This is a genomic window from Streptomyces sp. NPDC047043 (assembly GCF_040644055.1).
GTDB lineage: Bacteria > Actinomycetota > Actinomycetes > Streptomycetales > Streptomycetaceae > Streptomyces.
On the sequence record NZ_JBEYVO010000033.1, the window covers coordinates 55,303 to 75,462 of the forward strand.

General features: G+C 68.4%; 25 protein-coding genes. 15 read left to right on the top strand and 10 right to left on the bottom strand.

Annotated features, from left to right (window positions below; translation table 11 throughout):
• Positions 1 to 2 precede the first annotated feature (2 nt).
• Positions 3 to 1,097, top strand: a complete 1,095-nt coding sequence (locus ABZ880_RS41165; protein ID WP_361274459.1) for a hypothetical protein — start codon at positions 3 to 5, stop codon at positions 1,095 to 1,097.
• Positions 1,098 to 1,114: 17 nt separating this feature from the next.
• Here ABZ880_RS41165 and ABZ880_RS41170 read toward each other — a convergent pair whose 3' ends face one another.
• The 6 genes from ABZ880_RS41170 to ABZ880_RS41195 form a co-directional block, all read right to left on the bottom strand.
• Entirely contained in the window at positions 1,115 to 1,375 is a 261-nt protein-coding gene (locus ABZ880_RS41170) for a DUF3099 domain-containing protein (protein ID WP_361274460.1), read from the bottom strand.
• Between the two features lie 74 nt (positions 1,376 to 1,449).
• On the bottom strand, positions 1,450 to 1,737 hold the full coding sequence (locus ABZ880_RS41175; RefSeq protein WP_003991226.1) for a DUF1416 domain-containing protein: 288 nt from the start codon (positions 1,735 to 1,737) through the stop codon (positions 1,450 to 1,452).
• Between the two features lie 73 nt (positions 1,738 to 1,810).
• Entirely contained in the window at positions 1,811 to 2,650 is an 840-nt protein-coding gene (locus ABZ880_RS41180; protein ID WP_361274462.1) for a sulfurtransferase, read from the bottom strand.
• A gap of 124 nt (positions 2,651 to 2,774) precedes the next feature.
• Positions 2,775 to 2,855 (bottom strand): Ms5788A family Cys-rich leader peptide, encoded by an 81-nt coding sequence (locus tag ABZ880_RS41185; protein ID WP_350751515.1) that lies wholly within the window; start codon positions 2,853 to 2,855, stop codon positions 2,775 to 2,777.
• Positions 2,856 to 3,053: 198 nt separating this feature from the next.
• Positions 3,054 to 3,800: a DUF2993 domain-containing protein gene (locus tag ABZ880_RS41190; RefSeq protein ID WP_361274464.1), complete on the bottom strand. Its 747-nt coding sequence runs from the start codon at positions 3,798 to 3,800 to the stop codon at positions 3,054 to 3,056.
• Positions 3,801 to 3,966: 166 nt separating this feature from the next.
• A complete protein-coding gene (locus ABZ880_RS41195; RefSeq protein ID WP_361274467.1) occupies positions 3,967 to 4,329 on the bottom strand; it encodes a DsrE family protein in 363 nt (120 codons plus the stop codon).
• Between the two features lie 156 nt (positions 4,330 to 4,485).
• Between ABZ880_RS41195 and ABZ880_RS41200 the strand changes: the two genes are divergently transcribed.
• The 6 genes from ABZ880_RS41200 (at position 4,486) to ABZ880_RS41225 (ending at position 9,290) form a co-directional block, all read left to right on the top strand.
• A complete protein-coding gene (locus ABZ880_RS41200) occupies positions 4,486 to 5,244 on the top strand; it encodes a hypothetical protein (protein ID WP_361274470.1) in 759 nt (252 codons plus the stop codon).
• Positions 5,245 to 5,378: 134 nt separating this feature from the next.
• On the top strand, positions 5,379 to 6,173 hold the full coding sequence (locus tag ABZ880_RS41205; RefSeq protein WP_361274690.1) for a hypothetical protein: 795 nt from the start codon (positions 5,379 to 5,381) through the stop codon (positions 6,171 to 6,173).
• Complete coding sequence (locus ABZ880_RS41210; RefSeq protein WP_361274472.1) at positions 6,170 to 7,009, top strand: hypothetical protein; 840 nt, start codon at positions 6,170 to 6,172, stop codon at positions 7,007 to 7,009. The genes ABZ880_RS41205 and ABZ880_RS41210 overlap by 4 nt, the downstream gene beginning before the upstream one ends.
• 227 nt (positions 7,010 to 7,236) lie before the next feature.
• Positions 7,237 to 7,812 carry an FABP family protein gene (locus ABZ880_RS41215; RefSeq protein WP_361274475.1) on the top strand — a complete coding sequence of 192 codons (576 nt, stop codon included), beginning with the start codon at positions 7,237 to 7,239 and terminating at the stop codon, positions 7,810 to 7,812.
• A gap of 53 nt (positions 7,813 to 7,865) precedes the next feature.
• Complete coding sequence (locus ABZ880_RS41220; RefSeq protein ID WP_361274478.1) at positions 7,866 to 8,315, top strand: Fur family transcriptional regulator; 450 nt, start codon at positions 7,866 to 7,868, stop codon at positions 8,313 to 8,315.
• 9 nt (positions 8,316 to 8,324) lie between these two features.
• A complete protein-coding gene (locus ABZ880_RS41225; RefSeq protein WP_361274480.1) occupies positions 8,325 to 9,290 on the top strand; it encodes a folate-binding protein in 966 nt (321 codons plus the stop codon).
• Between the two features lie 4 nt (positions 9,291 to 9,294).
• On the opposite strand, the gene dtd is transcribed toward ABZ880_RS41225, so the two are convergent.
• Positions 9,295 to 9,720 carry a D-aminoacyl-tRNA deacylase gene (gene dtd, locus ABZ880_RS41230; RefSeq protein WP_361274482.1) on the bottom strand — a complete coding sequence of 142 codons (426 nt, stop codon included), beginning with the start codon at positions 9,718 to 9,720 and terminating at the stop codon, positions 9,295 to 9,297.
• A gap of 179 nt (positions 9,721 to 9,899) precedes the next feature.
• On the opposite strand from dtd, the gene ABZ880_RS41235 reads away from it, so the two are divergent.
• The 3 genes from ABZ880_RS41235 to ABZ880_RS41245 all read left to right on the top strand — a co-directional run bounded on the left by ABZ880_RS41235 (position 9,900) and on the right by ABZ880_RS41245 (position 12,912).
• Positions 9,900 to 10,508, top strand: coding sequence for an aerial mycelium formation protein (locus ABZ880_RS41235; RefSeq protein ID WP_361274485.1), 609 nt, complete (start codon positions 9,900 to 9,902; stop codon positions 10,506 to 10,508).
• Between the two features lie 35 nt (positions 10,509 to 10,543).
• Positions 10,544 to 11,497 carry an asparaginase gene (locus ABZ880_RS41240; RefSeq protein WP_361274486.1) on the top strand — a complete coding sequence of 318 codons (954 nt, stop codon included), beginning with the start codon at positions 10,544 to 10,546 and terminating at the stop codon, positions 11,495 to 11,497.
• 158 nt (positions 11,498 to 11,655) lie between these two features.
• Positions 11,656 to 12,912 (top strand): GNAT family N-acetyltransferase, encoded by a 1,257-nt coding sequence (locus tag ABZ880_RS41245; protein ID WP_361274488.1) that lies wholly within the window; start codon positions 11,656 to 11,658, stop codon positions 12,910 to 12,912.
• 213 nt (positions 12,913 to 13,125) lie between these two features.
• Here ABZ880_RS41245 and ABZ880_RS41250 read toward each other — a convergent pair whose 3' ends face one another.
• Positions 13,126 to 13,311, bottom strand: coding sequence for a hypothetical protein (locus tag ABZ880_RS41250; RefSeq protein WP_361274491.1), 186 nt, complete (start codon positions 13,309 to 13,311; stop codon positions 13,126 to 13,128).
• A 172-nt stretch (positions 13,312 to 13,483) separates the two neighbouring features.
• Here ABZ880_RS41250 and ABZ880_RS41255 point away from each other — a divergent pair, with 172 nt between their 5' ends.
• A complete protein-coding gene (locus tag ABZ880_RS41255; RefSeq protein WP_361274493.1) occupies positions 13,484 to 14,398 on the top strand; it encodes a GntR family transcriptional regulator in 915 nt (304 codons plus the stop codon).
• Positions 14,399 to 14,432: 34 nt separating this feature from the next.
• Here the strand turns inward: ABZ880_RS41255 and ABZ880_RS41260 are convergent, their stop codons facing one another.
• A complete protein-coding gene (locus ABZ880_RS41260) occupies positions 14,433 to 14,621 on the bottom strand; it encodes a hypothetical protein (protein ID WP_361274496.1) in 189 nt (62 codons plus the stop codon).
• A gap of 189 nt (positions 14,622 to 14,810) precedes the next feature.
• Between ABZ880_RS41260 and ABZ880_RS41265 the strand changes: the two genes are divergently transcribed.
• Both ABZ880_RS41265 and ABZ880_RS41270 read left to right on the top strand, forming a co-directional pair.
• Entirely contained in the window at positions 14,811 to 15,689 is an 879-nt protein-coding gene (locus tag ABZ880_RS41265; RefSeq protein WP_361274499.1) for a winged helix-turn-helix domain-containing protein, read from the top strand.
• Between the two features lie 29 nt (positions 15,690 to 15,718).
• On the top strand, positions 15,719 to 16,438 hold the full coding sequence (locus ABZ880_RS41270; protein WP_361274502.1) for an HAD family hydrolase: 720 nt from the start codon (positions 15,719 to 15,721) through the stop codon (positions 16,436 to 16,438).
• Here ABZ880_RS41270 and ABZ880_RS41275 read toward each other — a convergent pair.
• Positions 16,429 to 16,611, bottom strand: a complete 183-nt coding sequence (locus ABZ880_RS41275; RefSeq protein ID WP_361274504.1) for a hypothetical protein — start codon at positions 16,609 to 16,611, stop codon at positions 16,429 to 16,431. The genes ABZ880_RS41270 and ABZ880_RS41275 overlap by 10 nt on opposite strands.
• A 175-nt stretch (positions 16,612 to 16,786) precedes the next feature.
• Here ABZ880_RS41275 and ABZ880_RS41280 point away from each other — a divergent pair, with 175 nt between their 5' ends.
• Complete coding sequence (locus ABZ880_RS41280; RefSeq protein ID WP_361274506.1) at positions 16,787 to 17,665, top strand: winged helix-turn-helix domain-containing protein; 879 nt, start codon at positions 16,787 to 16,789, stop codon at positions 17,663 to 17,665.
• A 430-nt stretch (positions 17,666 to 18,095) separates the two neighbouring features.
• Positions 18,096 to 20,126 carry an aminoglycoside phosphotransferase family protein gene (locus tag ABZ880_RS41285; protein WP_361274692.1) on the top strand — a complete coding sequence of 677 codons (2,031 nt, stop codon included), beginning with the start codon at positions 18,096 to 18,098 and terminating at the stop codon, positions 20,124 to 20,126.
• Positions 20,127 to 20,160 lie beyond the last annotated feature (34 nt).

Sequence of the window (20,160 nt, forward strand, 5' to 3'; positions counted from 1 at the left end):
GGATGACCGATCAGCCGTACGACCCCCGGTACCAGGGGTACGACCCGTATCAGCAGCAGCAGCCGCAGCAGGCGTGGCCGGGCCAGCAGGGGCACGAGGACCCGCATGCGGCCCAGCAGTACACGCAGCAGTGGCAGGGGCAGACCTGGGAGACACAGCTGCACCAGCCGGTGTCGAACACGGAGACGGCGTACCTGCCGCCGCAGGCCCCGACCGGTCCGCCGGCCCACGGGGCCCAGGCCTGGAACCGGCAGCAGCCCCCGCAGACACCGGCGCCCGAGCACCCCGGCGAGGTGCCCGGGGCCGCCTACGGTCCGGCCACCCTGGGCGGCAACTCCCGCGTCACCGACGCCCAGCGGGCCCGCCTGGAGGGCCGCTCCCCGATCATCGAGCCGGGCATGCAGCCGGCCGCGCTCACGGCGCTGCTGGGCCTGCTCCTGTCCGGTACGGCGGCGCTCGGCTCGTACGCGCTGCTGGTGCCGCTCGTCGTCCTGCAGGCGGTCACCGCGGCGGGCTGGTTCCGGCTGAACGGCATGTGGCCGGCCCGGCAGGGCATCGCGCTGGCGTTCCTGGGCGCACTGGTGGCGGACGCGGCGCTGCTGACGGCGGGCCGCGAGCAGGGGCCGGAAGCGATCCTCGGCACTCTCGGCGTCTGGGTTCTGTTGTCCCTGGTCCTGCAACTGCGCTCGCACGCGGACCCGGACGAGCGGATGTACGGCCTGATGGCGACGGTCGCCTCGGCGGCACTGTCGATCGTGGCGGCCGGTTACCTCGCGGCCGCCGAGGACGCGGTGTCGGTGGGCGCGGCGGCGGTCGCGGTCGCCCTCCTGGCCCGGGCCCTCCCGCTGCCCACCCCGGCCTCGATCCTGGTCTCCCTGCTCGCCGCGGCGGGCGCGGGCATCGCGGTCGGCGCAACGACGGACCTCGGCCCGAGCGGCGCCCTCCTGGGCGCGGCCGCAGCGGCCTGCGCCCTGATCGGCCACCGCGTGGCGAGCTACGACTACCCGTCCCGCTTCGTCCACTTCACAGCGGGCGTGGCCCTACCACTGACCGCTGCGGCGCCGGTGGTGTACGTACTGGGCCGGGCACTGGGCTGACGCCACCGGTCGACAGGTCACCGTGGTCGCTTCTTGCCGTCCAGTTCGTCCCACCACTCGTCGGACTTGGGGTCGCCCGACGGGTCGTCCCACCAGCGGTCGTCGGGGCCCCGGCGGTTGGCGACCATTGCGGCGACCGGGGGGATGACCATCGCCACCACGCACATGGCGACGGCCGCCGGGATCGACCAGAGGCGTACGACTCCCCAGGCCAGGACGAACAGCGTGATACAGGTGCCCATCATGGCGAAATACACGTGACGCCGACGTGCCAGCATGCCTCCAGGGTAGAACCGGGCACGCCGAAGGGCCGTACCGCAAAAGGTACGGCCCTTCGTTCGTGCCGGTGCCGTCAGACGGCGATCGCGACCTCCGCGAGGCCGCCCTGCTGGGCGACGACCGTGCGGTCGGCGGTGGCGCCGGGCACCAGGGCCCGGACGGTCCACGTGCCCTCGGCCGCGTAGAAGCGGAACTGCCCGGTGGCGGAGGTCGGGACCTCCGCGGTGAACTCGCCGGTCGAGTCCAGCAGGCGGACGTAGCCGACGACGGGCTCGCCGTCCTTCGTCACCTGGCCCTGGATCGTGGTCTCACCGGGCTTGATCGTCGAGGCGTCCGGGCCGCCGGCCTTCGCTCCACACATGTCTTTCTCCAAGAGGGGTCTGACCGGAGGAAGGCCGGTCGGGATTTGCGGGTCTGTTCGCTTGCTACTGGTCTTACTTGTTGGCGCCGAGCTCGATCGGGACGCCGACGAGGCTGCCGTACTCGGTCCACGAGCCGTCGTAGTTCTTGACGTTCTCGACACCGAGCAGCTCGTGCAGGACGAACCAGGTCAGGGCCGAGCGCTCACCGATGCGGCAGTAGGCGATGGTGTCCTTGGCGAGGTCCACCTGCTCCTCGGCGTAGAGCTCCTTGAGCTCGTCGTCCGACTTGAAGGTGCCGTCGTCGTTGGCGTTCTTGGACCACGGGATGTTGCGGGCGGACGGGACGTGACCCGGACGCTGCGACTGCTCCTGCGGCAGGTGGGCGGGAGCCAGCAGCTTGCCGCTGAACTCGTCGGGCGAACGGACGTCCACCAGGTTCTGCGAGCCGATGGCCGCCACGACGTCGTCGCGGAAGGCACGGATCGCCTTGTTCTGCGGCTTGGCCGTGTAGGTGGTCTCGGCGCGCTCCGGGACCTCCTCGACCAGCTCGCGGGCGTCCAGCTCCCACTTCTTGCGGCCGCCGTCGAGGAGCTTGATGTTGTCGTGGCCGTAGAGCTTGAAGTACCAGTAGGCGTACGACGCGAACCAGTTGTTGTTGCCGCCGTAGAGGATCACCAGCGTGTCGTTGGCGATGCCCTTCGACGAGAGGAGCCTCTCGAAGCCCTCCTGGTCGATGAAGTCGCGGCGGACCGGGTCCTGCAGGTCCTTGGTCCAGTCGATGCGGATCGCGTTCTTGATGTGGTTCTTCTCGTAGGCGGACGTGTCCTCGTCCACCTCCACGATCGCGATGGCGGGGTTGTCCAGGTTGTCCTGGACCCAGTCGGCGTCAACGAGGACGTCGCTGCGGCTCATGCTCTTTCTCCTCCGGGGCAGTTGCGGCGGGGCGTGCGAGTGCGAGGGGTGCGCGCGCTCGTGCGAGGGCAGCACACGGGTGCCCTGGTCAGGGCGAGGGGGATGCGGAGCTCTGCGCTTCCGCTCAGAAGGGGCGACAGAGCATGGCGGCGACGCGGCACAGGTCGACTGCCCGCCGCTTCGTGAGATCCGCCTGTCGCTTCATGGGCTCGATCGTAGGGACGGACAGCCGGGCGTGTCACCGGTGTGTCGTATTTTGAGACGCGATCGTCCGGGATGTGGGAAGCGATCAGTGCCCGAGCCGTCTCCGCGCGGTTTCCGGGCGTATGTATCCGTCGTCACAGCTGCGGTGCGGACGATGCCGTCTCACCTTTCGGACTCCGTTGTTCCGTTGAACGGCGTCCTACCCTGCGAGCTTGACGTTCGAACCCTTCACCGTGATCTCCACACCGTTCTGCGCAGCCTGCACACTGTCCAGCTGCACACCGCCCGGCAGCTCGTCGATCTTCTGCTGGAAGTCGGTGATGGACCGGATCCGGGACTCGGCGAGGTCGACGACCAGCTTGGGCAGGTTGTCGGCGTGCACCTTCACGGTGTCGCCGGCCACGGTGACCGTGCTGAGCACCGGGTACGTCTGCGAGGCGCCGGCGACCGAGACCTTCACATCGACCTTGATCTTGCCGTTGCCGCCGTCGGAGAGGCCGACGACCTGGGCGGTGACCCCGGAGATGATGTCCGTCGGCTGGGACTTGGCCGCCTTGAGCAGCTCGTCGTAGGCGATGGTCGCGGTGCCCGTCGCGGTGGACGCGGTGGCCGAGCTGTAGTCGCCGGAGAACTTGACGCCCTTCATGTCGGCCTTGAGGTCGTCGATCCGGATGGTCTTCGGGGCGCCGCTGCCGGAGGCGCCGGTGCCCGTGTCGGCCTCGTAGTCCTTGATGCCGACCTCGACGTCGTCCAGCTCGCCGGAGGCGACCTGGGTGAGGAAGGGGAAGCCCTTGATGGACACGTCCGGGGTGGAGGTCAGGTTCTCGGTGGTCTTCAGCTTGTCCGCCGCCTCGTTCTCGGCGAAGTGGACCGCCACGCGGTCGGCGATCACGAAGAGGCCGCCCAGGATCACGACGACGATCAGAAGTATTCGCAGGGCGCGCATTCGGTGTTTCCCCCACCTGGCCGGACGACAACGACGACGGTCACGACGACCGGGTGGCCGTCTGGCGCGAGACTAACCCCGCGGCGAGCTGCGGCCTCGGGATTGTCGATCACCTGTGACAGGAGATGCGGCTGACCGGAGATACGGGCGGGGAAGGCTTCCCGGCTCAGTACACCAGCGCCTGCGTCTCGTCCCCCAGCGCCTCCTGGACGAAGACCTGCGCCCCCGCGATCCGTACGCCCTCGATGACGTCCTTCTCCGTGATGTCCCGGCGGGCCGCGCACTGGGTGCACAGCGTGACGTGGCCGGCTGCGAGGACCGAGTCGAGCAGATCGGGCAGCGGGGCCGCGTGCGGCAGCTCGAACTCGGCGGCCCGGCCCGGCAGCGCGAACCAAGCGGACTCGCCGGTCAGCCAGAGGGAGACGTCGACACCGCTGGCCACGGCCACCGCCGCCACCGTGAACGCCTGCGAGCACCGCTCGGGCGCATCGGCGCCCGCCGTCACCTTGATCACGAGCTTCTTCGCCATGGCCGAATCGTAATCAACTCCCTTACAACTCCGACCCCCGGCAGTGAGTCTCCTGTGAGCGCGCATATGGAATGCGCGCTTCACGTTCTGTGGGGGGACGTCTTGGAAGTACCCGAAGAGGTGGCCGACGCACCGGTTGTGCCAGGTGCGCCGGTTGTGCCGGTTGATCCGGCCGCTGTACCCGTTGATCCTGCCGCCGAGCCGCCCCGGCCCCGGCGCCGTGGCCGCACCACCCTGCTCATCGCCGGTGCCGCGGTCCTCGGCGTCGTCGCCGGCACCTGTGTCGGCTACGTCGTCCAGGCCGACCGCGAGCCGACCAGGCTGCCGTCGCTGTCCCAGCCGAAGCTGGCCCAGAGCAAGGGCAACGGCCCCGAACCGCTGTCGGCCGCGCAGGACCGCCGCGTGAGGACCGACGGCGACCTGCGCAAGCTGCTGCTCAAGAAGCCGGCCGGCACGAAGAACGCCGACTGGCTGACCAGCTCCGACGGCTGGATGGACCTGGCCGGTTACGCGGAGACGTACACCAAGCCGGCCGGCATGTTCGGCGACCTCGTCGGCAGCGAGTTCCGCCGGGCCGCCGTCACCGGCTGGGAGAGCGGCAACTACGACGTGGAGATCCGGCTGATCCAGTACCGGCAGGAGGAGGGCCGCGAGGCCGCCGACGCCAACGACAACAACGAGTACTGGGCGGACACCAAGGCCGGCACCGACAACTGGTCGATCGCGGGCACCGGGGACGGCGAGGCCTATGTGCACTCCCGGCCCCGCACCGAGGCCGGCTATCTGCCGCAGTACAGCGCGGAGGCCTTCGCCTGGCGCGGCGACATCTCCGTGGAGATCTTCATCTGGGACACCAAGCCCGTCCCCAAGGCGAAGATCATGGACCTGGCAAAGCGGCAGATGGAGCGGCTGTGAGCGAGAACCGGAACGAGCAGCCGGACCGGAACGAGCTGACGGACCAGAGCCGGCAGCCGGACCAGAGCGCGCTGCCGGTGGGTGACGAGCAGTTGGTGGGTGCGGTCGGCCCGGTCGAGTTCGTGACGCCCGACATGGCCCCCGGCTTCGCCGCGGCGCCCTTCGCCGTGCCCGCCAAGCCGCCCGTCCGCCTCGGTCGTGTCGCCGCCGTCGCCGGGTCCGTGCTGCTCGCCGTGGCCGTCGTCGTCGGTGTCGTCACCACCGTCGTCACCGTGAACGGCGCCGACCGCGACGCGGGCGCCCCGGTGTGGAAGTTCCCCGCGGACAAGGCGAAGGACGCGAAGGCGGCCGCCCCCAAGGGGCTCGCCGCGATGCTCGTGCCGTACGGCGCCGACGGCTGGAGCCGCGGGCCCGACATCGCGGAGTTCGGCTCGGACGCGCAGCTCAGCGGTGCCGAGGCCACGGCGCTGCGCAAGGAGTCGCTGAGCGACCTGCCCCGTTCGCAGCGCAAGCGGCTGGAGAAGCAGATCGACAAGGAGCGCATCAAGGGCATGGCGATGCGCAGCTACGTCAGCACGGACGAGACGTCCTCCGTGTACACGAACAAGGCGTCCACCGTCTCCGTCCAGCTGGCCCAGATGGACAACAAGGCGGCCGTGCGGAACATCTCGGAGTTCCAGAACGAGTTCCTGGACGCCCTCGGCGTCTTCCGCGACGGCCCGCGGATCGAGGGCCACAAGAACGCCCGGTGCTTCCTGCCGCCCGCGGACGCCAAAGAGAAGCTCGACGCGATGTACTGCTCCGCCTACCAGGGCGACGTCCTGGTCACCCTCACCGCAAGCAGCGCCAAGCCGCTGCAGAAGACAGGAATCGCGATGCTGCTGAAGGAACAGCTCGACCGCATCGCCGAGCCGGGGGAGGCGGTATGACCGAGCAGCAGCACACCGAGGTGCCCCCGATGCCGGACGCCGCACCCCTCGTACCGCAGCCCGCGCCGAAGAAGGACCGCCGGGTCCTGCGCGCCGTGCTGCGCTGGACCGCGGCCGTCGTGGTGTTCGCGGCGGCCGGGGCGGGGACGGCGTACGGGATCACGGGCATGGAACGGACGGACGTACCGGGTCTGAAGACCGAGTCGGACGGGCGCTGGGACTACCCGACGCTCACCAAGCCGCCGCTGCCGTCCGGCAGCCCCGGGCCCTTCGCCGAGGACAACAAGGCCGGCGCCCACTACGCCGACCTGCGCGCCCTCGTGCTGCCCGCGCCCAAGGGGGCGACCGAGGACAAGGCCCTGAGCGGCAAGGACGGCTGGCTGGCGACGAAGGACTTCCTCGCGGAGTACGCGCAGAAGGACGAGCGCGAGACGCTGCGGCAGAAGTTCGTGGACAACGGTCTGCGGCACATCGCAGCCCGCGGCTGGACCACCCCCGACGGCACGCACACCCGCATCTACCTGCTGCACTTCGACACCGCGGCCGTCGTGGACGACATGTTCTCCTCCGACATCGCCCCGTACAGCAGCCCCGGTTACCAGCTGCGCGGCGCCGGTTCCTCCGTCAACGACGAGGGCTTCGCGCCTCAGGCCCGGGTCGAGGAGGTCCCGTACTCCGCGTACGTCGAGACCAAGCCGTACGGCGCCGAGATGGTCCGGCAGGCCTACCTGTCCGCCGGCGATGTCCTCGGGGTGATCGTGCAGTCCCGGAAGGGCACCGCGCAGCCCGTCCCCTTCCGGCAGACGGTGATCCTGCAGAGCCAGCTGTTGGGGTGACCCCCGTAGGGCCTACCTCACGAGGAGAGCCGGACCCCACCCGACTAGAGTGGGGCCCGGCTCTTGTGTACTGCCAACCCTCGCTCAACCAAGGAGCACCCCGTGCTTGAGGCATTCTTCGAAGCCCTGCTGGTCCTGGTCTGCGTCGGCGTCCTCGCCTTCGCCGGGCTGACCGTGAAGAAGCTGTACCAGGGCCAGCGCTGACCCCCGTCTAGGAACCGCCACTCATGATCGAGATCCCGTCCGACCTCCACAAGGAGCTCGTCCCGCTCGCCTTCCTGCTCGGCAACTGGGCCGGCGCGGGCGTGCACGACTTCCCCGGCTCCGAGAAGTGCAACTTCGGGCAGGAGGTCACCTTCACCCACGACGGCCGGGACTTCCTGGAGTACCACTCCCACACCTGGGTCCTGGACAACGACGGGAACAAGGTCCGCCCCCTGGAGTCCGAGTCCGGCTTCTGGCGCATCGACGCCGAACGCAAGGTCGAGGTCACCATGGTGCGCAACGACGGGGTCGTCGAGGTCTGGTACGGCGAGCTCGCCGACAAGAAGCCGCAGATCGACCTGGTCACGGACGCGGTGGCGCGCACGGCGGCCTCCGGCCCGTACACCGGCGGCAAGCGCCTGTACGGCTACGTCAAGAGCGACCTGATGTGGGTCGGCGAGAAGCAGACCCCCGAGGTCGAGCTGCGCCCCTACATGTCGGCCCACCTGAAGAAGGTCGTCACCCCGGAGGACGTCGAGCGCTGGGCCAAGGCCCTGCCGGACGACATGCCGGACGACGGCATCGCCTTCTTCAAGTAGGCGTTCGGCTTCTTCAAGCAGACGTTCGTCCGAGTGGGCCTAGACTCGTCGGTGTGGTGAGCACCGACTGGAAGAGCGACCTCAGGCAGCGCGGCTACCGGCTGACGCCGCAGCGACAGCTTGTCCTCGAAGCAGTGGACACCCTCGAGCACGCGACCCCCGACGACATCCTCACGGAAGTGAAGAAGACGGCGTCGGGGGTCAACATTTCCACCGTGTACCGCACCCTGGAGCTCCTGGAGGAGCTCGGGCTGGTCAGCCACGCCCACCTGGGGCACGGCGCTCCGACGTACCACCTCGCGGACCGGCACCACCACATCCACCTCGTCTGCCGCGACTGCACGAACGTGATCGAGGCGGATGTGAGCGTGGCCGCCGAGTTCACCGCCAAGCTGCGGAAGGAGTTCGGCTTCGACACGGACATGAAGCACTTCGCGATCTTCGGCCGGTGCAAGGACTGCGCCCAGAAGACTTCGCTGAAGAGTTCAACTACCGAGTCGTAGGCTAGGTGTATGAAGAGCCCTCTGTTGTCCCTGCCCGGCGCCGTCCCCGCCGAGGGCGTGGACGAAGGCGTAGCCGCCCACTACGGAGAACTGTTCCGCGAGCAGCGCGCTCTCGCCGACGGCACCGGCTTCGTCGACCTCTCGCACCGCGGTGTCGTCACCGTCTCCGGCGAGGACCGCCTGAGCTGGCTGCACCTGCTGCTCACCCAGCACGTCAGCGATCTTCCGACCGGTCAGGCCACCGAGGCGCTGATCCTCTCCGCGCACGGCCACATCGAGCACGCGCTCTACCTGGTCGACGACGGCGAGACGGTCTGGGCGCACGTGGAGCCGGGCACCCAGGACGCGCTGATCGCGTACCTGGAGTCGATGAAGTTCTTCTACAAGGTCGAAGTCGCCGACCGGACGGCCGAGTTCGCGGTCGTGCACCTGCCCGCCGGTTCGATCGCCGAGGTCCCGGAGGGCGTCGTCGTACGTGAGACGGCGTACGGCCGCGATCTGTTCCTGCCGCGCGCGGACCTCGAGTCGTACGCCGAGAAGGCCGGACCGCCGGCCGGGATCCTGGCGTACGAGGCGCTGCGGGTGGAGAACCACCGCCCGCGCCTCGGCTTCGAGACCGACCACCGAACCATCCCGCACGAGTTGGGCTGGATCGGCTCCGCGGTGCATCTGCAGAAGGGGTGCTATCGGGGGCAGGAGACGGTGGCCCGCGTGCAGAACCTGGGCAAGCCGCCCCGCCGCCTCGTCTTCCTCCACCTGGACGGCAGCGAGGTCCATCTCCCCACCCCCGGCACGGAGATCCGCCTCGCCGACGAGGACCCCGACGGCCGCAAGATCGGCTTCATCACCACGTCCGTACGCCATCACGAACTGGGCCCGGTCGCCCTCGCCCTGGTGAAGCGGAACGTGCCGCTGGACGCACGGCTGGTGGCGGGGGACACGGCGGCCGCCCAGGAAGTCGTCGTAGAACCCTAGGGGTTCAGATTTCGAGGAGGACGGTGAACGGGCCGTCGTTCGTCAGCGACACCCGCATCTTCGCGCCGAAGCGGCCCGTCTGCACCGTCGCTCCGAGAGAGCGCAGCTGGGCCACGACCTCGTCGACCAGGGGCTCGGCAACGTCGCCGGGGGCAGCCGCGTTCCAGGTGGGGCGGCGGCCCTTGCGGGCATCCCCGTAGAGCGTGAACTGGCTGATCACGAGCAGCGGGGCGTCGATGTCGCTGCACGACTTCTCGTCGTCCAGCATGCGGATCGACCAGAGTTTGCGGGCCAGTTGGGCCGCCTTCTCCTTGGTGTCCTCGTGGGTCACGCCGACGAGGACGCACAGGCCCTCGCCGATGATCTCCCCGACCGTATCGCCGTCCACGACGACGCTCGCGCCGTCCACCCTCTGCACCACTGCTCGCATACGACCATCATGCCGGGCTGTTCGCGGCGGACCGCACGGGGCTTCGCGGGAGATCGCACGAGGCTTCTTATTGATCCTTAACCCCCCATCTGGGGCCGATCGGGGGCACTCGGTCACATAGCGGCCACTTGGGGTGGCACGATGCTTCCACACGCCGGTCGAGGGGACGGTAGAGGCACATGAGCACACCGAGTACCGGGCGGCTGGAGACATGCCGGCCGCCCGTTCAACGCACGGACAGCGAGGCGCCGCAGCCGCCCGCCGATCCGCCCGAGCACGACCTGACGGTGCTCAGCCTGCCCGAGCTGCGCACCCTGCGCCGGGACGCCCAGCGCGACGAGGCCGATCTCAGTTATGTACGGCGGCTGCTGCAGGGGCGGATCGACATCCTGCGCGCGGAGCTGGCGCGCCGCCGGCCGGCGTCCGTGGTGGACGCGGGGGCCCCTGACCAGGGCCTCGGCGAGGCGTCGGTGGTCGACCGGCTCCCGGAGATCCTGACGGACGCCCCGGCCCGGCACCGCTCCTCGGCCCGCCATGTGACGCTGGGAACCCCGCACAGCGAGGAGTACCGGCGGCTGGCCGCGGAGATGCTCGCCGAGGTCGAGCTCTCCGACCTGGACGCCCGTACAGACCTGGAGCTGAACACCGCGATGGGCCGGCTCGTGCGGTACGAGCAGCAGGTCTCCCGCTGCCGGCAGCGGCTGCAGCGCACGACGGACGACTGCAGCGGGGAGATCGCGCGGCGCTACCGTGAGGGGGAAGCGCAGGTCGACGACCTGCTGACCTGACCCCGCCGTCGTGACGCCTTCGGAGGACCGCCGCCGTGTCCCAGCCCGCCATACCGCCGGTCCTCTGCGAAGTCGTACGTTCCGGGTTCGTCGAGGGCCGGCATCGGGGCAGTCTGGTGGTGCTGGGCGCCGACGGGGCGGTGGAGCTGGCCCTCGGGGACGTGATCTCGCCCTTCTTCCCGCGCTCCGCCAACAAGCCGATGCAGGCGGCGGGCGCGCTGCGGGCGGGGTTGGAGCTGGCGGGGGAGCGGCTGGCGCTGGCCGCGGCCAGCCACTCCGGGGAGCTCTTCCACCGTGACCTGGTACGGAAGATGCTCGCCGAGCACGGTCTGGACGAGGGGCAGCTGCAGTGCCCGCCCGCCCTGCCGCTGGACGCGCAGGAGCAGGAGGCGTACCTGGCGTCGGGCGAGACGCGTTCCCGGGTCGCCATGAACTGCTCGGGCAAGCACGCGGCGATGCTCGCGGCGTCGGCGTACCGGGACTGGCCGCTGGAGAGCTACCTCGACCCGGCCCACCCGCTGCAGCAGCTCATCCACAGGGTTGTGGAGGAAGCTGCGGGTGAGCGCGTCGCCGCCGTCGGTACGGACGGGTGCGGTGCCCCGCTGATGGCGATCAGCCTCACCGGCCTCGCCCGCGCCTACCGCTCCTTCGTGCTCGCGGCCCCCGGGTCGCCGGAGCGCCGCGTCGCCGACGCCATGCGCGCGCATCCCGAGTACGTGGCCGGCAACCGGCGGCCCGACACCTGGGTCATGCGCGGGCTGCCGGGCGCCCTGTCGAAGATGGGCGCGGAGGCGGTCCAGGCGGTGGCCCTGCCGGACGGCCGGGCGATCGCGTTCAAGGTGGAGGACGGGGCCGGGCGGGCGCTGGGACCGGTGCTGGGGCGGGTGCTGGAGCTGCTGGGCGTCGACGGGCCGGTGGTGGCGCGGATCGGGAGGGCGCCGGTGCTCGGGGGCGGACGGGAGGTGGGGGAGATCAGGGCGGTGTTCTGATCTTCGGGTATGTACGACGCGGTGATCGGCGGCTTCCGGTGATCGGTGGCTCGGATGATCGGCCGCTTCGGATGATCGGCGGCTTCGGGCGTTCGGCGGCTTCGGCGAGCGGGAAAATCCCCGCGACACCCCATACGCCGTACACCTACCGTGATCCCATGACCCGCGCGCGCTCCGACATAGACGTCCGCCCGATCACCGAGGCAGAGCTCCCCGAGTGGCTCCGCGCAGTGCATGCCGGCTTCCTGCGTGAGCCCAGCGTCTCCGACGAGGAACTCGAGGCCCGCAGCACGCAGTTCGAACCCGGCCGCTATCTCGGCGCCTTCGACGGAGCCCGCTGCGTGGCGACGTTCCGGTCCTTCGCCCAGGAGGTCACCGCGGTCGGCGGCGGCCTCGTCTGCGCCGACGCGATCTCCGGCGTCACCGTCACCGCCACCCACCGCCGCCGCGGCCTGCTCACCCGCATGATGAACCGGGACCTCGAGGCGGCCCGGGACCGCGGGGACGCCGTGGCCACGCTGATCGCCGCCGAGTACCCGATCTACGGCCGCTACGGCTTCGGGGCCGCCACCTCGGCCGCCGAGTGGACCGTCGACGTGCCGCGCGCCGGCCTCGACCCGCGCTGGTCCGGCCCGGACGACGGCGGCCGTATCGACGTCGTGGACGCCGCGGACGTACGCAAACTCGGCCCCGAACTCCACGACCGCGTCCGCCGCGCCACCCCCGGCGTCGTCAGCCGGGACGACTGGTGGTGGCAGCTCAACACGGGTGCCGTGCGCGTCTTCCCGAAGTGGACCGAGCCGTATTTCGCCCTGTACCGCGCGGCGGACGGCACGGTCGAGGGACTCGTGGCGTACGAGGTGGACGACAAGTGGGGTGACGGCAAGCAGCCGTTGGACACGGCGACCGTGCAGGGGCTGATCGCGGCCACGCCGGCCGCCGAGCGCGCCCTGTGGCTCTACCTCTGCTCGATCGACTGGGTCACGCAGGTCAAGAGCGGCCCGCGGGCCCCGGACGACCTGCTCCCGCTGTTCCTGCCGGACCCGAGGGCCGCCCGCATCACCACGCAGTCGGACTGGCTGTGGGTGCGGATCCTGGATGTCGTACGGGCGCTGGAGTCGCGCATGTACGAGGGTGCGGGTTCGCTGGTGCTGGAGGTCGCCGACCGTGCCGGGTTCGCGGGCGGCCGCTACCGGCTGGAGGCCTCGGCGCAGGGTGCGTCGTGCACGCCCACGACCGAGAGCGCCGAACTCGCCTTGGATGTGGGCGAGTTGGCGCGGCTGTGGCTGGGTGACGAGTCGGCGGTGCGGCTGGCGGCGCTGGGCCTGGTGCGGGAAGAACGAGCGGGCGCCGCCCGAGTGGCCGACGCCCTGCTGCGTACGTCCAGGCGACCTTGGTGCCCGGACATGTTCTGAAGCCCCTTCCTGTCGACGGCGGTTGATGACTCATCCGTAGCTGTGCTCTTCAGTTGTGGGTGTTGAGGTCGGGCTGTTCAGTTGTGGCTGTGCCGGGTGCAGCTTGCGCTGCTGTTCAGTTGTCGATGTTGAGTTGTGGCTGTGCGTTTGGTGCAGACTGGCCGGGCTCCCGGCTCCCCTCCGGAAGGGAGCCCGGCCAGCCGGATCCTGGGTTCAGTTCGACTGGGCGAGCAGCATCACGAGAATGATCGCTCCGAGTCCGCTGATGGCGGTGTTCTTGGCCTTGAGCCCGATGGTGAGCGCGATGAAGGCGATGATGCCCATCGGCCCGTACTTCCACTGGATGAGCTGCTCGAATCCGATGGCGAGGGCGGCGACTACGAGGGCGACGAGCGGCATGACGGTCCCTCCTTCGGGACGGGGAGGCGGACCCCTGGTTGCGGCCAACCCTCCGGAAGTTTGACCATGTTGCTCAAGTTGGCGACCAACTTCACTCTGCTTATCTCCGCTTGGAAGCGGCTTATAACCACCTTCCCGAGAACTGCCAAAAGATGGCGGGAAGTTGTAGTGTTTGGTTGTGGACCCGAAACACGCCTCCGTCAATGGACGGAAGAGGTCACAGCGGCCACAGAAGTCACATCGAGAGGTGGCCGACGAGCTTCGCGCCCGCATCCGCTCGGGTGCGCTGCGCCCGGGTCAGCGCATGCCCACGCAGGCCAAACTGGCCGACGAGTTCGGCGTCGAGCGCGGCGCCGTACGCCAGGCCCTGCGCATCCTGCAGTCGGAGCACCTGCTGACCAATGTGTCGAAGGGCGCCCCCGCGACCGTCGCCCCCGACCTGGGCCTGACCAAGGCCCTGACCGGCCCCGCGGCCCCGCCGCTGCCCACCATGGTGGCCCTGGCCCCGCGTATCGCGGACGCCTTCGCGGCCCCCCACGTCGAGGTCGACGCCCTCTGCCTGACCTCGGTCTCACTGACCCTCGCCATCGGCGAACCGCTGCGCCAGATCCACGCCGGACAGCTGAAACCGGCCAAGGTCGACGTCCGCGTGATGCTGCCGAGCCGCGACATCGACCTCGCCTTCCCCACCCCGGTGGAGAGTTCGGCGGACGGGCGGCTGCAGCGCCGCTGGCTGGCCCACCGCAACGCACAGGGGCAGGTGCTCCAGCACAACCTGCTGGCCCTGCGCGCCACGCACGGCATCGACGTCAACGTCACCTTCCGCGCGCTGCCCTTCACGCCGCCGGTCAAGCTGTACCTGCTCAACGGCATGGAGGCGCTCTTCGCGTACTACACGCTCACGCGGCGCAAGGAGGAGATCGACCACGAGCACCTGGAGATGTACGACGCCACGGGCACCCAGTCGATGCTGTTCGCCTTCGAACAGGGCGCCGGCCTGCGCGACACGACGTTCGTGGAGCAGTCCCACCTGTGGTTCAACGCACTGTGGGAGACGATCAGTTCGGAGCTGACGCTCACGAGCTGATGTCTCCCACAGTCACCGACCAGGGGGTTTGCGCTCATAGAGCGGGCCCCGCGACCAGTAGGGCGAGCACCACGGCCCCCATGGAGCTGACGGCCGGGTTCTTGGCCTTGATGCCTATGGTGAGGAGCAGCAGGCCGATGATGCCGGTGGCGCCGTACTTCCACTGAAGGGTCTGCTCGATGCCGACGACGAAGACGGCGGAGAGGAGGGCGAGGGCAGGCATGGTGTTCCCCCTTCGTGCTTCGTGCTCGTGGGCGGGACGGGGCGGTGGGGGCGAGGCGGTTCCAAGGAAGCAAACCTTCCGCCAACTCGGTCGAGTTGGCAACCAACTCCACCTAAGTTATCCCCACTTGGCTCCCACCTATAAACAAGTCACAAACAACTCCCCGTAGATGGATCTGAGTTGTAGCGTTTGGTCGTGACCCAGGAGAACGTGGCAGTGAACGGCAGCAGAAGGCTCTCCCCCCAGGAGATCGCCGACATCCTGCGTGACCGCATCCGCAGCGGCGACCTCAAGGCGGGGGACCGCCTGCCCACACAGGCCGAGCTGGCGGACGAGTTCGGCGTGGAACGCGGCACGGTCCGGCAGGCACTGCGGGTTCTCCAGGAGGACGGTCTCCTGACGAATGTGAGCAAGGGGAGCCCGCCGCGGATCGCGGAGCCGGCGCCGGTCGTCGGGGAGCCTCAGCCGACGATGGTGGCGCTCGCGCCGCGGCTGTCCGAGGCGTTGGCTGCGCAGCACGTGCGGATAGACGCGGCCTGTCTGACGGCCGAGAGCTTCATGACGGCAGTGAGCCAGTCGGTCCGCCTGATCCACGAGGGCCGTGCCCGTCCCGAATCGATCGACGTCCGTGTGTTGCTCCCGTCTCGGAAGATCAATCTCGCCTTCCCGGTCCCGGTTGAGGGGCGCGGCGACGACGACCCGGTCCATCAGCGCTGGCTGAGAAACCGCAACGCCCAGGCGCAGGTGCTCCAACACAATCTGCTGGCGCTACAGGAAACGCACGGCATCGACGTCCACGTAACCTTCCGCGCCCTGCCCTTCACGCCGCCGGTCAAGCTGTACCTGTTCAACGGGAAGGAAGCACTGATCGGCTATTACGTGCTTGCGGAGCGAGAGGCGGAGTACGAGAGCCAGACGCTGGAGATGTACGACACGCTGGGCTCCCAGTCGGTCCTCTTCTCCTTCCAGAAGCGGGCCGGCCAGCGCGACGCCGCATTCGTGGAGGAATCCCAGAAGTGGTTCGACGCCCTCTGGGAAACCATCACGACGGACCTGACACTCTCCTAGTGACTAGTGATACGACGCAGACTGAACCGGTGACAGCAGAGACCGAGAACGACACGGAGAAGCTCCGAGAACTGATCGCACGCGCGCGCGTCGTGCTGTGGGACTTCGACGGCCCGGTCTGCCGGCTGTTCGCCGGTCATTCGGCGGAGCGGGTGGCGATCGAACTGGCCGGGTGGCTCGAGGGCCAAGGCCTGCACGGCTTGCTGACGGAATCCGAACTGGAGTCCCTGGACCCGCACGTCGTCCTGCGCGCGGTGGATCGCCGGCATCCGCGCAGTGACCTGGTGGCGGAGTTGGAGGAACGTCTCACCCAGGAGGAACTCCGTGCGACGACCACCGCGTTGCCGACGGCCTACGCCGATCCCCTGATACGCACCTGGACGGCGGTCGGCTCGCGTCTGGCCATCGCCACCAACAACTCCCCACGCGTGGTGCGCAGATACCTGAAAGGCCGAGGACTCACCTCCTGTTTCTCGCCCCACATCTACGGCCGCACCCAGGACCTCCACCGTCTCAAGCCGGACCCGCACTGCCTCAACCGCGCGCTGAACGCCATGGGCGCGTCACCGTCCGCCGCTCTGATGATCGGCGACACACCCTCGGACTACGAGGCCGCACAAAGGGCCGAGGTCCCGTTTCTCGGCTACGCGCGTAACGAGTTCAAGGAGAAACGGTTGCGCGACGCGGGCGCCACGCACATCGTGTCTTCGCTCGAGTCGGTCCTTAAGCTGCTCAGGAATCAGGCCTGAGTCATCAGCAGCGCGAACAGGACCGCGGCCCCCACGGCGAGCCTGGTGTGTCGTGCCCGGATGCTTGCGCCGATCACCAACAGGAGCAGTACGCCGACCGCGCCCAGATGCGTCTGCGCCGTCATGCCGAGGGCCCATTGGGCGAGTCCCCAGAGCACTTGGATCAGAAGCATGCCCCCCACCTACCCTCCACTTTCCGCTTACCGATCAACTAGCCGTCCAATTGGACTGTGGTGCTTGAGATTGGTCTGCCCTGTCGCTCTGATCCCTTAACTCGCCAGTCCAATCTGGGTTGTTCAGTTGACTGGAAGTGGTGTGCCGGTGGGCTGGTGGCGGTAGTTTCAAGACGTGGATGGACACCAGAGTGCCGATGGCGGCGGCAGGGAGTTCCAGCGGGTCTCTGACGAACTGCGCGCCAGGATGACGGACGGCACGTATGCGCGGGGTTCCTTCCTTCCCTCGCAGCGTGATCTGGCCGAGGAGTTTGGTGTCTCCAGGGACACCATCCAGAGGGCCCTGCGGGAACTGGCCAGCGAAGGCTGGATCGAGTCGAGGCAGGGCAGCGGATCGCGTGTCATCAAGACACAGCGCATACAGTCCTCGACACCCAAGGCCAGCAGGACACGGCGTGGTATGACGCTGGGGCCGCTCATCAGTGAGGCGTTCGAGCAGCCCGAAGTCACCTTGGACGTCTACACGTTGACGTCCGAGTCGCTGGATGCGCACATCCGCCTGCAGGCGGAGCGCATTCACGGAGGCGTGATCAAGCCTCAGCGGATCGCTCTGCGCATGCTGCTGCCCGACAGGGCTCTGGTTCTTCCCTATCCGCGCGCCAAGGACGACAAGGACGACCTCCGTCCGCTGCAGAGGTTGCACGCCATCACGCAACGGCACACGGACTCCCTGCGTGGGCTGCTGAAGGATCTGAAGACGGAGAAGCTGGTCAATGACATCGACGTGCAGATCCGTTATGCGCCGCTGATCCCGACCTTCAAGCTCTATCTGCTCAACGGCGTCGAAGTGCTGCACGGTATGTACGAAGTGATCGAACGTCAGATGGAACTGGACTCCGGCGAGGTCGTCACGGCTCTCGACGTCCTGGGCCTCGGAGCAACGCTGACGCATCAGTTGAAAGACGCCGACGCCGAGTCGTCCGGCTCGATCTTCGTCGACAGCATGCAGGTTTGGTTCAACTCGGTGTGGGACCGGTTGGCTGTATCTGAGTGACAGTCACGCAGCGTGATGGAAAGCTGTGCGAGGCTGAAATGTTGCCAACACATCGGTGCGCTAGCATGCCGCAATCTCCGGTGAGCAACAGCTCGCTTTCATGCGTAAGAGATGGCAAAAAACATGCCAGTCTTCGAGCGACCAGATGCAGAAGTGGGGCACACCACCACCCGTTGTGGCCACTCAGCTGTGACTTTGGTCGAGTCGTGTATCAAGCTGCGGTTAACACAGTTGTCTCTTGCCACCTGTCGAGCTATTACCCGGAGGGTCAGTGGGTACGCAGTCTGCCCCTCATGTCGCGGCCAGGGCGCACGCCAACAGCCTGCCGTCGGAGAACATCTACCAGGCGTTCGTGGCACGTGCGGGGAAGTTGGGGCAGGCGAGCAACGGCTTCCACAACCAGAACTACGTGCTGCCGCTGACCGCGCCCATGGCGCGGTTGCTGAATCGTGATCTCCGGACTTCCGTCACTGTGCGTATCCGGCGTACCGAGGCGCTTCCTGTAGTGATCAGGACCTGGCAGGACGAAGCGGAGATTCTTCGGGCCATCAGGGGCGTTCTGCCCAATGTGCCGGAATGTCTGTTCCAAGGGGCAGGATTCGCGATCCACAGCTATGTGGAAGGTGTACCTCTTTCGAGTGTCTGCGGGAATGGAAAGCCCGTCGACACACTGCTCATGAAAGCACTGGCCGACCTCCTCGCAGAGATGACGCAGGTGCGCGTGGAGGACCTGCCGTCACTGCCGTCGATCTGGCCCGTCGACCACACGGACAGCCAGGGCTTCCTTCAGACGCTCGCGAGGATGGCGGACGTACAGATCCGGGAGCCCAACTGGCCTGAATTCGGGGCTTTGTTCGCGGCACTGGGCATCCCGGAGGACGCCCTCATCCGGCTGGCCGAGCGGGTTCCAACCATGGCAAGGCGTCCCTACAGCCTGTTGCACGCTGACCTGCACCGCGACAACCTGATCATGTCGTACGACCGTGAGTCGCCCCTCATCTGCGTGGACTGGGAGCTGGCCACCTACGGCGATCCGCTGCACGACCTCGCGACGCACCTGGTCCGGATGCAGTACCCGGGCCACCAGCGGGACGAGGTCGTGAACGCGTGGGTGGACGCCATGGAGCGGGTCCGCCCGGCAGCAGCCAGTGGCGTGAGCGAGGACCTGCGTCACTACATCGCTTTCGAGCAGGCCCAGTCCGTCTATCCCGACGTGATGCGCGCGGCAAAGACCCTTGAGGGCCCCATCGACCAGAAGGGCTTGGACGCGGCGACACAAGCGGTGCGGCGCGCCCTGGAGGCCGCGGCGGAGCCGCTTCGGCTGGGGAAGGTGCCGAGCGAACACAGGATCGAGCAGATCCTGTTCCGGTGGCGGGCCTCCCGCACGAGCGGTGGTCTGAGCCTGTACGCCACGGGCTCCGATTGGCATCGGGACGAGCGGGTTCTCGAGCGCACCGACTTCCCCCACCAGGCAGTGAGTGACGCACTTCAGGCAGAGAGTGCGGCACCGGCCAGCAGGGTGTTCAAGGGAACTGCGCATGTCAACACGGTGGTGCGCGTGCCTGGCGTGGACTCCTGCGTCGTGGTGAGGCGTGTTGTGCCCGGTGTGCGCCGACGTGAGCGTGGCTTCCTCAGCGAGCATGCGGTCCTGGGCGCCATCGAGAAGTCGGACGTCGAGGTGGCGGCTCCGAAGATCCTCGCACTCGGTTGGAGTCATGACGGCGCACGATTCGCCATCCATACCTATGTAGGCCCCAGCCATATCCACCGGCCGCCCAGCCACCCGGTGAATGGTCTGCTTCCACGCGAGGCGGACAGACTCGTCGATCAGCTCTGTGCTCTGACGAAGGTCGACTACCTTCAGGTCGACCCGCTCGCCGGCCAGGGACGTTTCTTTGGCTGGCTGAGCGATCAGCTGGTGGCCCTGGTGCGGGGACTGCCGAAGGAGTCGCAGCAACTCGCCCGTGTTCTCGGGCTGCCAGGCGCAGACCTGTTGGCCCAGATTCTGGCCCGGCACACGGTCAGCCACCGGGCGCCGGCCCTGCTGCACGGAGATCTGAACCCCTGGAACCTCGTCCGCCGCGACGACTCGCTGGCCCTGACCATCATCGACTGGGAGATGGCCCTGGTCGGTGACCCTCTCTACGACTTGGTCCGCCACATGCACCTGACGCCGACCCGTTCGGAGATCCGCGAACGCATGTTCCGCCGTTGGGAACGGCTGCTGCCAGTCCAATACACGACCAATTGGCGGCAGGACTGGCAGGTCTACCGGCGGATCGAGATCGTGCGATCTGCCTACGTCGATCTGGACCGTCTGGTGACGGGCGCGAGCCTCGACGCCCCGAACGTGCAGCGCGCCGTGGACTCGTACGCGATGACCCTGGCCGCAGCCACTGCTTCCCTGGGGATGCGCGTCCGCACGGAGGCGAACCCCTATCTTGCCCGCACCCTGGCGTAGGTAGACCATGACTCCACCACAGGCGGGCATGTAC

What these genes read in the sequence shown, in the direction of transcription:
- ABZ880_RS41165 (WP_361274459.1), top strand. Translation starts at nt 3, where the DNA reads ATGACCGATCAGCCGTACGACCCCCGGTACCAGGGGTACGACCCGTAT.
- ABZ880_RS41170 (WP_361274460.1), bottom strand. Translation starts at nt 1,375, where the DNA reads ATGCTGGCACGTCGGCGTCACGTGTATTTCGCCATGATGGGCACCTGT.
- ABZ880_RS41175 (WP_003991226.1), bottom strand. Translation starts at nt 1,737, where the DNA reads ATGTGTGGAGCGAAGGCCGGCGGCCCGGACGCCTCGACGATCAAGCCC.
- ABZ880_RS41180 (WP_361274462.1), bottom strand. Translation starts at nt 2,650, where the DNA reads ATGAGCCGCAGCGACGTCCTCGTTGACGCCGACTGGGTCCAGGACAAC.
- ABZ880_RS41185 (WP_350751515.1), bottom strand. Translation starts at nt 2,855, where the DNA reads ATGAAGCGACAGGCGGATCTCACGAAGCGGCGGGCAGTCGACCTGTGC.
- ABZ880_RS41190 (WP_361274464.1), bottom strand. Translation starts at nt 3,800, where the DNA reads ATGCGCGCCCTGCGAATACTTCTGATCGTCGTCGTGATCCTGGGCGGC.
- ABZ880_RS41195 (WP_361274467.1), bottom strand. Translation starts at nt 4,329, where the DNA reads ATGGCGAAGAAGCTCGTGATCAAGGTGACGGCGGGCGCCGATGCGCCC.
- ABZ880_RS41205 (WP_361274690.1), top strand. Translation starts at nt 5,379, where the DNA reads ATGGCCCCCGGCTTCGCCGCGGCGCCCTTCGCCGTGCCCGCCAAGCCG.
- ABZ880_RS41210 (WP_361274472.1), top strand. Translation starts at nt 6,170, where the DNA reads ATGACCGAGCAGCAGCACACCGAGGTGCCCCCGATGCCGGACGCCGCA.
- ABZ880_RS41215 (WP_361274475.1), top strand. Translation starts at nt 7,237, where the DNA reads ATGATCGAGATCCCGTCCGACCTCCACAAGGAGCTCGTCCCGCTCGCC.
- ABZ880_RS41225 (WP_361274480.1), top strand. Translation starts at nt 8,325, where the DNA reads ATGAAGAGCCCTCTGTTGTCCCTGCCCGGCGCCGTCCCCGCCGAGGGC.
- dtd (WP_361274482.1), bottom strand. Translation starts at nt 9,720, where the DNA reads ATGCGAGCAGTGGTGCAGAGGGTGGACGGCGCGAGCGTCGTCGTGGAC.
- ABZ880_RS41235 (WP_361274485.1), top strand. Translation starts at nt 9,900, where the DNA reads ATGAGCACACCGAGTACCGGGCGGCTGGAGACATGCCGGCCGCCCGTT.
- ABZ880_RS41245 (WP_361274488.1), top strand. Translation starts at nt 11,656, where the DNA reads ATGACCCGCGCGCGCTCCGACATAGACGTCCGCCCGATCACCGAGGCA.
- ABZ880_RS41250 (WP_361274491.1), bottom strand. Translation starts at nt 13,311, where the DNA reads ATGCCGCTCGTCGCCCTCGTAGTCGCCGCCCTCGCCATCGGATTCGAG.
- ABZ880_RS41260 (WP_361274496.1), bottom strand. Translation starts at nt 14,621, where the DNA reads ATGCCTGCCCTCGCCCTCCTCTCCGCCGTCTTCGTCGTCGGCATCGAG.
- ABZ880_RS41275 (WP_361274504.1), bottom strand. Translation starts at nt 16,611, where the DNA reads ATGCTTCTGATCCAAGTGCTCTGGGGACTCGCCCAATGGGCCCTCGGC.
- ABZ880_RS41285 (WP_361274692.1), top strand. Translation starts at nt 18,096, where the DNA reads ATGGCGCGGTTGCTGAATCGTGATCTCCGGACTTCCGTCACTGTGCGT.